Source organism: Chachezhania antarctica, assembly GCF_003646465.1.
Taxonomy (GTDB): Bacteria; Pseudomonadota; Alphaproteobacteria; order Rhodobacterales; family Rhodobacteraceae; genus Chachezhania; species Chachezhania antarctica.
In genome coordinates this window covers 98,601-113,210 of the sequence record NZ_QZEX01000010.1, presented here as the reverse complement: position 1 = coordinate 113,210, position 14,610 = coordinate 98,601, and the positions used below count along the sequence as shown (strand labels likewise).

The window sequence follows — 14,610 nt, the reverse complement described above, 5'->3', positions numbered from 1 at the left end:
TGCCCATATTCGGCTCTAGCAAGCAAATGAATAACCGCCATTCACCGGATAGGTCTGGCCGGTGATCCAGCTTGCTGCATCCGAGCAAAGAAACAGGATCATGCCTGCCGCGTCTTCCGGCTCACCCAGCCGCCGGACTACATATTGCGAAAGCGCCCGCTTTTCGGTCTCCGCATCCGGGATCAGATCGGCGACCGCCGGGGTTCTGGTGCCGCCTAGGGCGACGCAGTTTGCGGTAACTCCGAACCGGCCACCGGCCTTTGCAATGGCGCGCATGAAGCCCGCCGCCCCGGCCTTGGCACCGGAATAGACCGCCAGGTGCGGCTCGCCCACCCGGCCTGCGTCGGAAATGACCGTCACGATGCGTCCGTAGCCACCCTTGACCATCATCGGCATGGCGTGGCGGGTGCAGTTCAGCACGCCATCGAAATTGGTGGCCATCCAGCGCCGCCATTCGGCGGGGTTTGATTCCCAGAACGGTACAAGATCGTCGAGCCGTGACGTCGGCCCGGCATTACCAGCATTATTGACCAGAATTTCCACGCTACCAAAGACGCGCTGCGCCTCGGAAAAGGCCGCGCCCACAGCATCGAAATCCGACACGTCAAAGGCCATCGGTAGCGCCTTTGCACCAGCCGCTTCCACTTCCGCCGCGACGCTTTCGGCCCGCGCGGCGTGGAAATCGTTGACCACAACGGCACCCGCGCCATGTTCGGCGAGATAAAGCGCGACCTGACGACCCACGCCTTGTCCGGCCCCGGTTACAAGTGCGGTATGACCCTTGATGTCCAGCAATTCAGTCATTGTATTTCCCCTCCTATCCGAGCCATCTCTTGCGGCGCCGATAATGCTTGATTTCGCGATAGCTCTTGCGTTCACCGGAGGCGGTGACACCAAGATAGAATTCTCTGATGTCTTCGTTGCCGGCGAGCTTGTGGGCGGGGCCATCCAAGACGATGCGCCCGTTTTCCATCACATAGGCGTAATCGGCGATCGACAGGGCGGCGGCGCTGTTTTGTTCAACAAGAAAGAAGGTCGTGCCTTCGCGCTTGAGCTGTTTGAGAACTTCGTAGACGTCACGGACCATCATCGGCGCCAGACCCAGCGACGGCTCGTCGATGGCGATGATCTTGGGCCTCGCCATCATGGCCCGGCCGATCAAAAGCAGTTGCTGCTCACCGCCGGACATGAACCCCGAGGTGCGGTTGCGCAGGTCCGCAAGACGCGGCATCAGACTGTAGACATGAGCCAGACGGTTTTTCAGTTCGGTGGAATTGGTCACCATATGCCCGCCGACAATCAGGTTCTGTTCCGATGTCAGGTGACGCAGCACGCGTCGGCCCTCCATCACATGGATAAGGCCATTCTTTACCACATTCGACGCTTCCATGTTCTGAATCGGCGTGCCGTTCAGGACGATCGAACCGGCGGACACGGTTCCGTCTTCGGATTTCAGAGTTCCGGAAATCGCCTTGAGCGTCGTGCTTTTCCCTGCCCCGTTTCCACCGAGAAGCGCAACACACTGACCCTCGCGCACGGTCATTGAGATCCCTTTGAGCGCCAGAATGACGTCGGAATAGGTCACTTCCACGTTATTGAGTTCGAGCATAACTTCGGGTCCGGATCCAGAGAAAGGGTCGGGCACCACGATCGCGGTGCCCGGGTTTTGTTCACCACTTGCTCAAATCGGGAACATCGACGCCGGTCGCCGCGATGGTGATCTTCCCGTCCTTAACCGTGCCCACGTTCACCTTGAGTCCTTTCAGAGGAAAGGGGGCTTCTGGGGTGAAAGTGAGACTCGGAAGGAAGCCATGGGTTTCCTCCGAGGTGATCGGCTTGGCAAAGAGCGCCTCGCGCACCAGCTCGCCCGTCAGACCTTCGGCACCGTTCTCCTCGATCGCGTGCTCGATCACGGCCACGGTATAGAGGGCCTGGGAAATCCCCATGGCCGTCACGACATTCCAGGGCGCCTTGAGCCCGTAATCCGAAACTAGGGTCTGGTAAAACTGCCGCGCTTCTGTGTCCTCATCGGCCGCGATCACCATGCCGTAGGCCTCAAAGTCGCCTTCAAGCTGCGCCAGCCCGCCAAGCGCTTTGCCCGAGGCAGGCAGCCCGTTATGCGAGCTCATCATGATCGGGATGTCGGCCCCGTTGGCCTGCAACCCGCGTTTCGCGGCGACCACGATCGAGGTGTTGGTCTGGATGATCACCGCTTCGGCCCCCGACCGCGCGACGCGACGCATTTGCGCGGTCAGGTCGGTCGGCTGCACGTCGGTATAGATGACCTCAACCAAATCGGCGGCCTCGGGATGCTCTTCGGCATAGACTTCGAGCCCCTTTCCCATATCGACATAGGCAGGGGATGCCTCGGAGGACAGGACCGCGAATTTTATGGGTTCGTCGCCGCCACGCTGTTCGCGCATCCAAGCCAGAAAGCCTGCGGCTTCATGCGAATAGGTCGGGCGCGGATTAAATATCCAGGAATCGGGCTGCCAGGCAAAGCCATAGGCGGCCGTGGCCATGAACATCGGGATCTTGTCTTCGGGTAAGCGTTCGGACAGGGCCGCCACGTCCGGCCCGCCAAGGCCGACCACGGCGATCGGCGCCAGCTCCGACTTGATTCCGGGCCACAGGCTGGCGACCTGTGCGGCATCATATCGGGTCTCGTAGTTCTTGTAGTTCAGCTTGACGCCGAGTTCCTTGCCGCTGGTCGCGTTCCACCAGTCGAAAACGACCTCCCGGCTTGAGGCCAAGATCGGCATGATGTCGGCATAGGGGCCAGAAAAGTCCGACAGAAGCGCAAGGTTATATGTGGTCTCCGCCTGTGCCTTCATTGGTAGCGCCGTGGCGAGCGCCAGCGTTCCGGCGGCCAGCAGCCCCCCAAGGCCCGATTTGCTGAGGTATGTCATTTTCATTCTCCTCCCAGGTTATAGACCGCCCCGAAATCAATAGGGGAACGGCCAGATACGATAAGACGATTTCAGGATATTCCAGCGGTGCATCACCCCCTTGGGTTCAAGGATCATGAACAAGGCAATCACGCCACCAAGAATGACGTTCATGCCCGCGAACACGATATCGCCTCCCAGAAACGAGACGGAATCGGCGATATTCGGGCCGACTGTGGCAATAACTTCCTGGATGGTGCGAATGACGAAGACACCGACCAGCGCCCCGACGATCGACCCCATTCCACCGACGATGATCATCGCCACGAAAAAGATGGAATGGAACAGGGTGAATTGATCGACCCCGACAAAGCGGATCATGTAGGCCCAGAGTGCCCCGCCGACGCCAGCATAGAAGGCGCCGATCAGAAAGGCATTCGCCTTGGTAGCCGCTACATTGATCCCCATGATGCCTGCGGCCACGTCATCGTCCCTGACCGCGATGAAGGCGCGACCGAAGCGCGACCGGATGATCCCGAACGCGCCTGCGATCATGATCGCGGCAACCGCAAGGTTCATGTAGAATTGCTGGGTCTCGGTGACGAAGCGCAGCCCGAATATCTCTGCTGCCGGCACGGTGACTCCATTTGAGCCACCTAGCCAGGAGGATGGCAGGTTCAGGACTGCAAAATGAAAGATGAACTGTGCCGCGAGAGTCGTCAGCGCCAGATAGAACCCCTTGATCCGAGTCGCCGTCAAACCGAAGAGAAAGCCGAACAGCGCAGCCGCGAACCCGGCCAACGGTATGGTCAACAGGAACGTGAGACCGGTCTTGGAGGCCAGTATCGAAGCGGTATAGGCGCCCACCCCCATGAATGCGGCCTGGCCCAGATTGATCTGGCCCGCATAGCCGGTGCAAATCTGGAGTCCGACGGCGATCACGGCGCTGATCAGCATCATGTTCAGCACGGCGATGATACGCCCGCTCACAAGATAGGGCATCGCCAGCATAACCACGAGGAACAGCGCCAGGCAAACCGCCTGCCAGCGCGTGCGCACGAGACGTCTGTCGGCGCGATAGCTTGTGGGAAAAATGCCGGAAGGATCCATGAATTAAACCCGCTCGATTGTGCGCCAGCCGAACAGACCCGTGGGCCGGATCAGCAGAATGGCAAGCATGATGATATAGGGCACGACACTGCCGAGCGAGCCGCCGATGATCGGATCGAGGTAGTTGGTGGTCAGGCTCTGGATTACACCGATGATGATTCCCGCCAGGACAAGTCCGCCGATCGACTCCAACCCGGCGAACAATGCAACCGGCAGTGCCGCAAAACCGATATCCGAGGCCAGAAAGGTCAGCGACTTGCCGCTGAGGAAGATCATCGCTCCTATCGTGGACAGGATTGCGCCGAGAATCCAGGCAAAGGCAATAGAGCCTTTCACCGAAATCCCCATCGAAGCAGCGACGACGTGATCTTCGGCCACTGCCGTCATCCGCAGGCCTGAACGGGTCCAGTTGAAGAACCAGGACAGGCCAACGGCGGCAACGATGGTGATGATCCCCCCGATAAGCAAGTTCATCGGAATCAGCATATCGCCGAGTAAGAGCGGCTTCAGCGGAAAGATGATCGGGAATGGCCGGACGGAAGCCCCAAACAGCAGCAGGACGACGCCACGCAGCAGGATCAGCAGGCCGACAGTCACCATCACCATCGAGAACACCGATTCACCGATCAGCTTGGTGAGGAAAATCCGTTCGATCAGATAGCCGACAAGACCCGCAAGAACCAAGGATAGCGGGATCGACAGCCACAGGCTCAGGCCGAGCTGCATGGTTGTGAACCAGACGATGAAACCGCCGATGATCACCAGTTCGCCCTGCGCGAAATTGAACACCTTGCTAGCGCGGTAGATCACGACGAACCCCATGGCCACCAGCGCGTAAAGCAGGCCGATCAAGGCCCCGGTGATGATGTCATTGATGAAATAGACCATTTTTGCCGACCTCCCTTAAATTTGCGACCGCCGCCCGGCAGCCTTCGATCCGCTCTCGACATCCGATACACGCACCTCGGCCCTGAGCACGCCCTGGCGGCCATCCTGATAAGTAACGGCAATCTCAAGGTCGATCTTGTCGGCACCGCTGTAAATAGCCTCGACGAGCGTGGCATACCGATCTTCCAGGAATGCGCGCCGGAGTTTCCGGCTGCGGGTCAGCTCGCCTTCGTCCGGGTCCAGTTCCTTGGGGAAATTCGCGAACCGCACGACCCGAGAACCTTCGGGCAGCAAGGCGTTGATGCGCGAAACCTCGCCTTTGATAAGGTCCAGAACCTCGGCTTTTTGCGACAGGTCGGTATAGGTCGAGAAGCTGATATTGTTCTCTTCGGCCCAGCGGCTGAGGACCTCCATGTCGATATTGATCAGCGCTCCGACAAAATCCCGGGTTTCGTCGCCCAGCGTCATAAGATCCTTGATGTAGGGGCTGTAGCGCAGCCGTGTTTCGATAAACTGCGGCGGATAACTGTGGCCGTTCGCTAGGCGGCGCATGTCCTTGACGCGGTCGTAGAATACCAGCTCTCCGTCATCGGTCATCGAAACCGCATCGCCGGTGGCATACCAACCGTCTTCGGTCAGCACCTCGGCGGTCTCGTCCGGTTTGCCATAATATCCGCCAAAGCCCGAGCCGCCGCGGACCTGCAACTCACTTTGCGGCGTTATGCGGTATTCCAACGGATCGCCATAAGCGGTATTGCTTTGCATCCAGCTGCCGCTTGTTTCCAGCTGATAACTTTCGCTGACATGCGCGGTCAGAAGGCCGATTTCGGTCGCGCCATAGACGTTGCGCAGCTTGACCCCCATGGCGTGGAACATGCGAAAGACTTCGGGGGCCATCAGAGCACCGCCGCTCATCGCATTTTTTGCCTTGCCAAGGCCCAAATTGTCGCGCAGGTGATGCAGCACCAGCGCCTCGGCAAAGGGAAGTCGCAGGCGCGAGGCGAGGCTGGGACTGCGCCCTTCCAAGCGTTCGACATAAACGTCACGGCCGACTTTCATACCCCAATTGTACATCAAGTTGCGGAACTTGCCCGCGCCCAACATCCGGGCCTGCACGATCGACGCAAGGTTTTCCCACTGGCGCGGACTGAACACCAGCGCGTCAACCGCCAGTTCGCGGATGTTGGTCAGCACATCTTCGGGGCCTTCGGGAAAATTGACGACCATGGGCGCGATCAAACCGATCGACAGGCCGAAAATCTGTTCCGTGACCCAGGCAGGCGAAATGTACGTCAAGTATTCGGTGCCTGGCGCGATTTCGATTGCCCCCATCACACGTGAGCAGTTGTCGAACAGGTAACGATAGCTGATGACAACGCCCTTCGGTTTTCCCGTGGTCCCGGAGGTATAGGACAGCAAGGCGGTATCGTCCGCCCGTCCGCGTTTGACGTGTTCTTCAAATCTGGCAGGCTCCTTGGCGTGAATCTGACGTCCTGCCGCGCTAAGGCTTTCAAATGAATGCAAAAGGGGATGATCATAGCTCCAAAGACCAGAATCATCCCAGTAAACGATCGCCAAGGCACCCGAGTACTTGCCCGCGATCTCGATGCATTTATCGACCTGCTCCTGATCCTGCGCCAGAAAAATCCGCGTTTGCGAGTCTTCGGCCAGATACAGGATCTCTTCGGCGTTCTGATCCGGATAGACGGACAGGACTTTGCCGCCCAATGACTGAACGGCGTATTCAGCCCAGAAATGTTCGGGTTCGTTTTCCCCGATCAACATGACGGATTCGCCCGCCGACAGGCCCAGGTTCTCCAACCCGAGAGCCAGGGCACGAACTCTGTCAATCACATCGGCCCAGGTGAATTCCCGCCAGATGCCCAGGCGCTTGTGGCGTTCGGCGAGGTTGTTCGGCATGGACGTTGCACGCGCGAGCAAAACCTGCGGCAGGGTTTCGCTGTGTGTCACTGCCGGGTCTGAAAAGACCATTGCTGTTCGTTGTTTTGTCATCCCGCTAACCCAGATATGCCTTGATCACAGCCGGGTTCTTCTGGATTTCTTCGGGCGTGCCTTCGGCGATGACCCGCCCGAAGTCCAGCACCACGATCCGGTCAGCAAGGTCCATAACAACGCCCATGTCGTGCTCGACCAGAACCACTGGAATCTTGCGCGCCTCGCGCACATCGAGAATGAAGCGCGCGAGGTCTTCTTTCTCTTCCGAGTTCATGCCAGCCATCGGTTCATCCATCAGCAGGATGGATGGTTCCTGCGCCAATGCGCGGCCCAGATCGACACGTTTGCGCAGCCCGTAGCCCAATGTGCCCACTGGCCGGTTGCGGATTGCTTCGATCTCCAGAAAGTCAATAATCTCTTCGGCGGCTTCGCGATGCTCTGATTCCTCCCGCATCACGAGCCCAAACTGGAAAAAGGCCTGGATCACATTCGATTTCATCAGCATGTGACGACCGATCATGATGTTTTCCACCACGGTCTGCCCGGCAAAGAGATGGGTGCCCTGAAACGTACGCGCCAGTCCGCGCCGGGCGATCTGGTCTACACGCAGGCCGGTAACGTCCTGCCCGGACAACTCGACACGGCCCTTCTGCGGACGATAGAAACCCGCAGTAACGTTCAGAAGTGATGTTTTTCCGGCACCGTTCGGACCGATGATCGCAAGCAATTCATCGTCGTTCACGGTAATGCTCACATCGTCGAGCGCCGTCACACCGCCAAATTTCAAAGTTGCACTGCGCACAGCAAGCGGCGATGTGACGATCCCCCCATTCGTGGTCATGACTCAGCCCGTGCCTTTTGCCGACAGCCCATGGAACGGCACATAACCTGACCGAACGGTGATCCGCAAGTGACGAGGTTTCCTCGCATTTTTCTCCTCCCACCTCTTATTTCAGAGGGCTGCTTGCCGGAGGTGCCAAGCCGCTTTCTGATACCTAACATATGTTAGAAAGTTAAATCAACAATTGAATCCGCCGCCAAGCAGAACCGCTCAGACAGTCGCGTATTCTGCGGTAAAGCTTCGAAGACCGGTTTGATCCTGGCACCAGACGGTTCCGGAGTTTTCGGCCCCTTCACTATGCAACTGCAATTCGCAGGGCAGGGTCAGCGGTGCCAGTCCCCGGAAAGAAAACCGGTGGGGCGACGACTTCAAGGCTTCCGCCGCCAGATTCAGAAGAAGCGTCGCCTGCAATGGGCCATGCACAACAAGCCCGGCATAGGCTTCGGTTTCGGTGGCGTAGACGTGGTCATAGTGGATGCGATGGGCATTGAACGTCAGCGCCGAATAGCGAAACAGCAGCACCGGATCCGGTGCAAGGCTCGATCTGAGCGTGGTGGGGTCAACCGCGGCAGGTGCGTTCTTGACCGGGCGGGGCACAGAAATCTCACGATAGACAATCGATTGCTTCTCCCGAATACAAAGCCGGCCGCCGCTCGAATACTCGTGTTCTACGGTCACAAAGACCAACGTTCCGCTGCGGCCCTGCTTGGCTGTTATATCCCCGATCACCGAGCGGCGGGTGACGGCTTCGCCGATCGTCAGCGGCGTGAAATGTGTAACATCGCCGCCGGCCCACATGCGGGCGGGCAGCGGGACAGGGGGCAGAAATCCACCCCTTGCGGCATGGCCATCGTCTGACAGGGCGGCAGCTGGCACGGTATCAAGGGCAATACACCAATGAACCCCCAGCGGGACATCACCTGCTCCGCCCCAAAGTTGCGGACCGAACGCGGCACGGAATTTGTCGATCAGACCGTGCGTCAGGACGTCTTCTTTGGTTTCAGTGCGTCCTAGCCAGGGTGCCAGCGCGTCAAGGTCGATCTCATTCATGGTCCCTGGCCTCAGAACGACCGCGGCATACCCAGGATATGCTCGCCGACATAGGACAGGATGAGGTTGGTCGAGATCGGGGCCACCTGATACAGTCGGGCCTCGCGGAACTTGCGCTCGACATCGTATTCGCGCGCAAAGCCGAAGCCGCCATGAGTCTGGATGCAGGCATTGGCCGCTTCCCAGCTGGCATCGGCGGCCAGTAGTTTTGCCATGTTCGCCTGTGCCCCGCAATCCTGCCCGGCGTCAAAGCGTCTTGCGGCCTCGAAGCGCATCAGGTTGGCGGCCTCGACGTTCACATAGGCCTTGGCGATAGGAAACTGCACGCCCTGATTCTGACCGATCGGGCGATCGAAGACAATACGCTCGCCGGCATAGGCGCGGGCCTTGTCCACAAACCAGTATCCGTCCCCGATACATTCCCCGGCGATCAGCGTGCGCTCGGCGTTGAGCCCGTCAAGAATGTGGTAAAATCCGCGGCCTTCGGTTCCGATCAGGTTCTCGGCGGGAATCTCCAGGTTGTCGAAGAACACTTCATTGGTTTCGTGGCCCGGCATGTTGGCGATGGGGCGCACCTCCATGCCATTGCCGATGGCCTCTTTCAGATCAACCATTAAGATCGACAGGCCCTGGGACTTCTTCTTGACATCTTTCAACGGTGTGGTGCGGGCCAGCAGGATCATCAGGTCCGAATGTTGAATGCGGCTGATCCAGACCTTCTGGCCGTTGATCACATAGCGGTCGCCCTTCCTGACCGCTGTAGTCTTGAGCTTGGTGGTGTCGGTCCCGGTCGTCGGCTCGGTCACGGCCATGGACTGCAGGCGCAGCGCGCCGCTGGCGATGGCGGGTAGGTATTTCTGCTTCTGCTCGTCCGAGCCGTGCCGCAGAAGCGTGCCCATGTTATACATCTGCCCATGGCAGTGGCCCGCGTTGCCACCGCAGCGGTTCACCTCTTCCATGATGATCGAGGCTTCGGTCAGACCCAGGCCCGATCCGCCGTATTCCTCGGGGATCATCGCGGCGAGCCAGCCCTCGCGGGTCAGCGCATCGACAAATTCCTCGGGGTAGGTTTCGTTCTCGCCGAACTTTCGATGATATTGCGGCGGGAACTGTGCACAAAGCGCGCGCAGGGCATCGCGCAGGTCGCCATGGGTGTCGGGGGCTGATGTCTGCATCGTTTATTTCGCTCCCGGTCCCGAGGTTTCAAGGATTTCCTGCTCGGCACGCTGCCACAGCTCATAGGAAATTGGGTTTTCGCTTTCCTCAAGGATATGGCCGACCAGCCCGATGGCCCGCGCCATCACCCCAAAGCCGCGCACGATCTTCCACGGAAAGCCGAATTCGCAGCAGATCGCGCCGATGGCACCGGTAGCGTTGATCGGCAGCATCTTGCCCGATCTCGCCTCGGCCACGCCCTGAATTTTCTGGATCAACTCGATGTATTGACCGGATTTGCCGTTCTCGGCTGCGATCTGGAACAGGCGCGGTGTGCGCGGATCGACCGGCTTGTGAACCGGGTGGCCCAGCCCCGGCACGATGGCCTTGCGGGCGTGGAACTTCTCAACCGTTTCCAGCGCTATGGCATCCAGATCGGCGCCGGTGCCGCGCCTGTCCTGCGGCAGCGCCTCGTAGAGCATTTTTGAGGCGCCCTCCATCGAGCCGACAAAAACCGTGCCCAGCCCGCACAGTCCCGCCGCCACCGCCGCCTGAAGCGATTCCGGTGCGCCCATATAAGTCATGCGCGCGGCCAGCGCCGAGGGCGTGATGCCATGCTCCACCAGGGTGATGATGATGGCGTTGAAGACCCGGCTTTCCTCTGGCGTGGCCTTGCGGCCCGTCAGTTGCAGAAAGGCGAGATCGCCTAGGTTCATGTGGCCCAGAATCTCGTTCGGCAGATCAAGGCCCCGCACGCAGATCTTGTCCGGCGTGCTCCAGGCGATGTTCGAGCTAATCTTTTCCTTGCGTTTTCCCATCAGACCGGATCCCACGAAAAGACGTCCGCCGACACTTCGAGCGGTGTGAACTGCGATCTGAGCGTGGGCATGGCGCGCTCGGCGATTTCATCCGCTGTCCAGCCCTCGCCGGAATGAACCGACCGCACCGGGCGGGGCTGGTTGAACAGGAAGATCTCGTTCTTGCGAACCGCAAAGACTTGTCCGGACACGTCAGCCGCGCGGTCGCTCATCAGGAAACAGGCCATCGGCGCAACTTTTGCAGGGGTCATCTGCTTGATCTTCTCGACCCGCGCCACCTGTTCCGGGGTGTCTGTCTTGATAGACGAGATCATCCGGCTCCAGGCGAAGGGCGCGATGCAGTTCGACCGCACGTTCCACCGCTTCAGGTCGAGCGCAATCGATTTCGACAAGGCGGCGATGCCCAATTTGGCAGACGCATAATTGGCCTGCGCCAGATTGCCGATCAGACCCGAGGTCGAGGTCATGTGAACCAGAGCGCCGCCTTCCTGTTCGCGGAAATAATCGGCGGCAGCGCGGCTGGTATTGAAGGCACCATAAAGATGGACCTTCACCACCGCATCGAAATCCTCGTATGTCATCTTGTGGAAAAACCCGTCGCGCAGGATGCCTGCGTTGTTGACCACCGCGTCAATGCGACCGAATTCCTTGACACCGGCCTCGATCATCGCACGCGCGGCCTCGGGGTCGGTGACCGAACCGCCATCGGCGATCGCATCACCTCCGGCGGCTTTGATCTCTGCGACGACGGCCTGAGCGGCGCTTTCGGTCTGGCCGGTGCCTTTCAGGGACGCCCCCAGATCATTGACTACCACCGCCGCCCCTTCGGACGCCGCCATCAGCGCGATATCGCGGCCGATACCGCCACCCGCGCCGGTGACCAGAACCACTTTTCCGTCAAGCGCCTTCGCCATCTTCATCCCTCCTCAGTTTGCCTTGCGGTACTTGTCGAGCCCGCCGGTATGCATGACCCGGCCCATGAGAGGCACGCCGATGATCTCTTCCGCCTTGACCGCCGCTGCGATCAGCTTGTCCAGATCAATGCCGGTTTCGATGCCAAGCTCGTGGCACAGGAACACCGCATCCTCAGTGCAGACATTTCCTGCGGCGCGGGCGTGGCCGTGGCCCGCGAAAGGACAGCCGCCAAGACCGGCGACCGAACTTTCGAACATGTCCACGCCCATCGACAGGGCGGCATGGAGATTGGCGATGCCAAGCCCGCGCGTGTCATGAATATGCATCCCGATGCGGGCACTGGGTGCCAGTTCCCGCAGCGCGCCGATCATTCGTTTGACAGCCTCGGGGTTGCCCCAGCCCATTGTATCGGCGATCACAAGGATCGGTACGGGGATGTCCTCTTCTTCGCACAGCTGAAGAACGAAGCGGAAATCGTCCAAGATGCGCTCTTGCGGGATGGGGCCTTCGAGGTTGCAGCCGAAGGCCGTCATCACATAGGCCGCGTCGATCGTATATCCCTCTTCCTTGTAAAGGCGAACCCAGTCGCGTTGTTTTTCCCGCATTTCCGCGGAGGAACAATTGTTGTTCGATTGGGCAAACGCCTCGGAAGGATATAACAGCAGGCGCGGGTCGATATCGACCTCATGCGCCGTCAGGGCCTTGCGAAACCCTTTGTCGTTCAGCCATAGTGACGTGTAATTCACGCCCGGCTTGCGCTTGATACGCTGGAACAACTCCCCGGTGTCCGCCATCTGCGGCACGTATTTCGGGCTGACAAAGCTGCCGACCTGAATGCGCTTCAGACCGGTGTCGCTGAGCATATCGATCAGTTCGATCCGCTGTTCGATCGGATAGATCTTCTTTTCGATCTGAAAGCCCTCGCGCGGGCCTTCCTCACGAAATTCGACGAATTTGGGAAAGTCGCTCATCTCATAGCTCCTCGGATGGCAGTATCTCGGCGATGACCTGGCCGCGATTGACCATGTCACCATTCGAGACGGATATCTTGCTGGCGGTACCGGCTGCGGCAGCGCGGATCGAGATTTCAAGTTTCATTGATTCCATGACCGCGATCACGTCGCCTGCGGCGACGGGTTGACCGTCGGTCACCTTGATCTCGACGATCATGCCGGTTAGCGGCGAGACCACGGCGCGATCCGCTGCCGCATCGCCGCCGGCAAAGGTCAGCGGCGTGGCCGGGCGAAAGATCAGCCGACCTTCGGGCGTGTCCATCTCAATCACCCCGGCGTGGAGCCGCGCGTCGATCAAAAGGACGGTATCGCCCTCGCTCAGGCGCCATCGACCCGGCGTGATTTCACGCGCGGTCAACATGGTAGCATCGCCGTTTTCCGAAATAACGGTGTATTTGTCACCCGGTTTGACAGGGCCGACGCGCAATTCCTCCGATGCACCGGCGGAATCGGTGAGCGTCACGCGCTGTCCCGCCTCAACCGCATCTCCACCCAGGCCAAGCCGCCAGCCGGTGAAGGTATCGCGGTTGCTCCAGGGATCCACGTCCGCATCGCGGCGCGACGTTGCCACGAACAGAATCGCGGCTGCCGCCTTCCACCGCTCGGGGCGGGTAAGGGGGGGCGGCTGTGTCAGCGCGTCAAGCTGGCCGTCGATCCAGCGCGTATGAACCTGCATCTGCCCGAATTCGGGGTTTCGCGCTAGCGCCGTCAGAAAGGCACGGTTAGTTTCCACACCCTCCACCGCGATATGGTCCAGCGCCGTCGCCAGCCGCGCCAAGGCGGTTTCCCGGTCGGGCGCGTGAACGATCAGCTTAGCGATCATCGGGTCGTAATAGGGCGTCACCGCGTCGCCTTCTTCGACACCGCTGTCGATCCGCAGGCCGCCGGGCAGGCTGAGCGTGGTCAGCGTGCCCGTCGAGGGGGCGAATTGCATGGCCGGGTCTTCGGCATAAAGCCGCGCCTCGACGGCGTGGCCGTTGATCCGCAGATCCTCCTGAACAAGCCCCAAGCCCGCGCCCTCCGCAATGCGCAGGTGCAACGCGACCAGGTCCAGCCCGGTGATCGCCTCTGTGACGGGGTGTTCCACCTGGATGCGCGGGTTCACCTCCAGAAAGAAATACTCGTCCCCCGCGACCAGAAATTCGACCGTGCCCAGGCCGCGATAATTGAGCGTTTCGCCCAGGCGCACCGCGTCATGCGCGATCTCGTCAAGAAGCGCGCGAGGCAAGCCCCAAGCCGGGGCCTCTTCGATGACCTTCTGGTGGCGGCGCTGAAGCGTGCAGTCGCGCTCGAACAGGTGCAGCACATGGCCCTTGCCGTCGCCCGCGATCTGCACCTCGACATGGCGTGCCTCGGGCAGGAAGCGTTCCAGCAGAAGGCCCTCGGAGCCAAAGGTGGACTTTGCTTCGCGCAGCGCGCCCTCGATGTCCTCCACAAGCGTGGCTTCAACCGTCACGAGCCGCTGCCCGCGCCCGCCGCCGCCGCCGACCGCCTTGAGCAGCACCGGTAGGCCCATCTTGCGCACTTCCTGTGCGATTTCCTGCGGGTTGGAGCGCGCGCCCTGGGCGCCCGAGACAACCGGAATGCCGGCAGCAACCGCCGCGTCCTTGGCGCTGGCCTTGTCGCCGAAGCGTTCCAGCGTTTCCGGTGTCGGCCCCATGAAGATCATGCCTGCGGCTTCGACCGCGCGGGCGAAATCTGCGTTCTCTGCCAGAAAGCCGTAACCGGGATGGATCGCATCGGCGCCGACGGATCTGGCGGCGGCGATGACTGCGTCGATCTTCAGATAGCTCTCGGATGCGGGACCGGCACCGATGCAGACAGATTTGCCGATCTCACGGACGTGAAGGGCGTTGGCGTCGGCCTGCGAATGCACGCCAACAGGGGTGATGCCGCTGGCCCGCGCGGTGCGTGCGATTCGGCAGGCGATTTCGCCGCGATTGGCGATAAGAAGCGTTTTGATTTTCATGGTTTGC

At 60.2% G+C, this 14,610-nt stretch carries 13 protein-coding genes; all 13 read right to left on the bottom strand.

The genetic code is table 11. The annotated features are described in order from the left end of the window. Positions 1-15 precede the first annotated feature (15 nt). Positions 16-804 carry an SDR family NAD(P)-dependent oxidoreductase gene (locus D4754_RS18275; protein WP_047998052.1) on the bottom strand — a complete coding sequence of 263 codons (789 nt, stop codon included), beginning with the start codon at positions 802-804 and terminating at the stop codon, positions 16-18. A gap of 13 nt (positions 805-817) precedes the next feature. Further along, the gene (locus D4754_RS18270) at positions 818-1,609 is read right to left on the bottom strand and encodes an ABC transporter ATP-binding protein (protein WP_047998051.1); all 792 of its coding nucleotides are present in this window, start codon (positions 1,607-1,609) and stop codon (positions 818-820) included. A gap of 61 nt (positions 1,610-1,670) precedes the next feature. Further along, a complete protein-coding gene (locus D4754_RS18265) occupies positions 1,671-2,909 on the bottom strand; it encodes an ABC transporter substrate-binding protein (RefSeq protein WP_114294390.1) in 1,239 nt (412 codons plus the stop codon). A gap of 36 nt (positions 2,910-2,945) precedes the next feature. Continuing rightward, a complete protein-coding gene (locus D4754_RS18260) occupies positions 2,946-3,998 on the bottom strand; it encodes a branched-chain amino acid ABC transporter permease (protein WP_047998049.1) in 1,053 nt (350 codons plus the stop codon). Positions 3,999-4,001: 3 nt separating this feature from the next. Next, the gene (locus D4754_RS18255) at positions 4,002-4,886 is read right to left on the bottom strand and encodes a branched-chain amino acid ABC transporter permease (RefSeq protein WP_047998048.1); all 885 of its coding nucleotides are present in this window, start codon (positions 4,884-4,886) and stop codon (positions 4,002-4,004) included. 15 nt (positions 4,887-4,901) lie between these two features. Further along, positions 4,902-6,899 carry an AMP-binding protein gene (locus D4754_RS18250; protein WP_231582204.1) on the bottom strand — a complete coding sequence of 666 codons (1,998 nt, stop codon included), beginning with the start codon at positions 6,897-6,899 and terminating at the stop codon, positions 4,902-4,904. A 4-nt stretch (positions 6,900-6,903) separates the two neighbouring features. Continuing rightward, complete coding sequence (locus tag D4754_RS18245) at positions 6,904-7,683, bottom strand: ABC transporter ATP-binding protein (RefSeq protein WP_047998046.1); 780 nt, start codon at positions 7,681-7,683, stop codon at positions 6,904-6,906. Positions 7,684-7,893: 210 nt separating this feature from the next. Continuing rightward, positions 7,894-8,733 (bottom strand): HTD2 family dehydratase, encoded by an 840-nt coding sequence (locus tag D4754_RS18240; protein ID WP_047998045.1) that lies wholly within the window; start codon positions 8,731-8,733, stop codon positions 7,894-7,896. 11 nt (positions 8,734-8,744) lie between these two features. Next, positions 8,745-9,908: an acyl-CoA dehydrogenase family protein gene (locus D4754_RS18235; RefSeq protein WP_047998044.1), complete on the bottom strand. Its 1,164-nt coding sequence runs from the start codon at positions 9,906-9,908 to the stop codon at positions 8,745-8,747. A 3-nt stretch (positions 9,909-9,911) separates the two neighbouring features. Then, positions 9,912-10,706: a citryl-CoA lyase gene (locus D4754_RS18230; protein WP_047998141.1), complete on the bottom strand. Its 795-nt coding sequence runs from the start codon at positions 10,704-10,706 to the stop codon at positions 9,912-9,914. Then, positions 10,706-11,620, bottom strand: coding sequence for an SDR family NAD(P)-dependent oxidoreductase (locus D4754_RS18225; RefSeq protein ID WP_082135449.1), 915 nt, complete (start codon positions 11,618-11,620; stop codon positions 10,706-10,708). Before D4754_RS18225 ends, D4754_RS18230 begins: the two co-directional genes overlap by 1 nt. Before the next feature lie 12 nt (positions 11,621-11,632). Beyond that, complete coding sequence (locus D4754_RS18220; RefSeq protein ID WP_047998042.1) at positions 11,633-12,592, bottom strand: hydroxymethylglutaryl-CoA lyase; 960 nt, start codon at positions 12,590-12,592, stop codon at positions 11,633-11,635. A gap of 1 nt (position 12,593) precedes the next feature. Beyond that, complete coding sequence (locus D4754_RS18215; RefSeq protein WP_047998041.1) at positions 12,594-14,603, bottom strand: acetyl/propionyl/methylcrotonyl-CoA carboxylase subunit alpha; 2,010 nt, start codon at positions 14,601-14,603, stop codon at positions 12,594-12,596. Between the last annotated feature and the right edge of the window lie 7 nt (positions 14,604-14,610).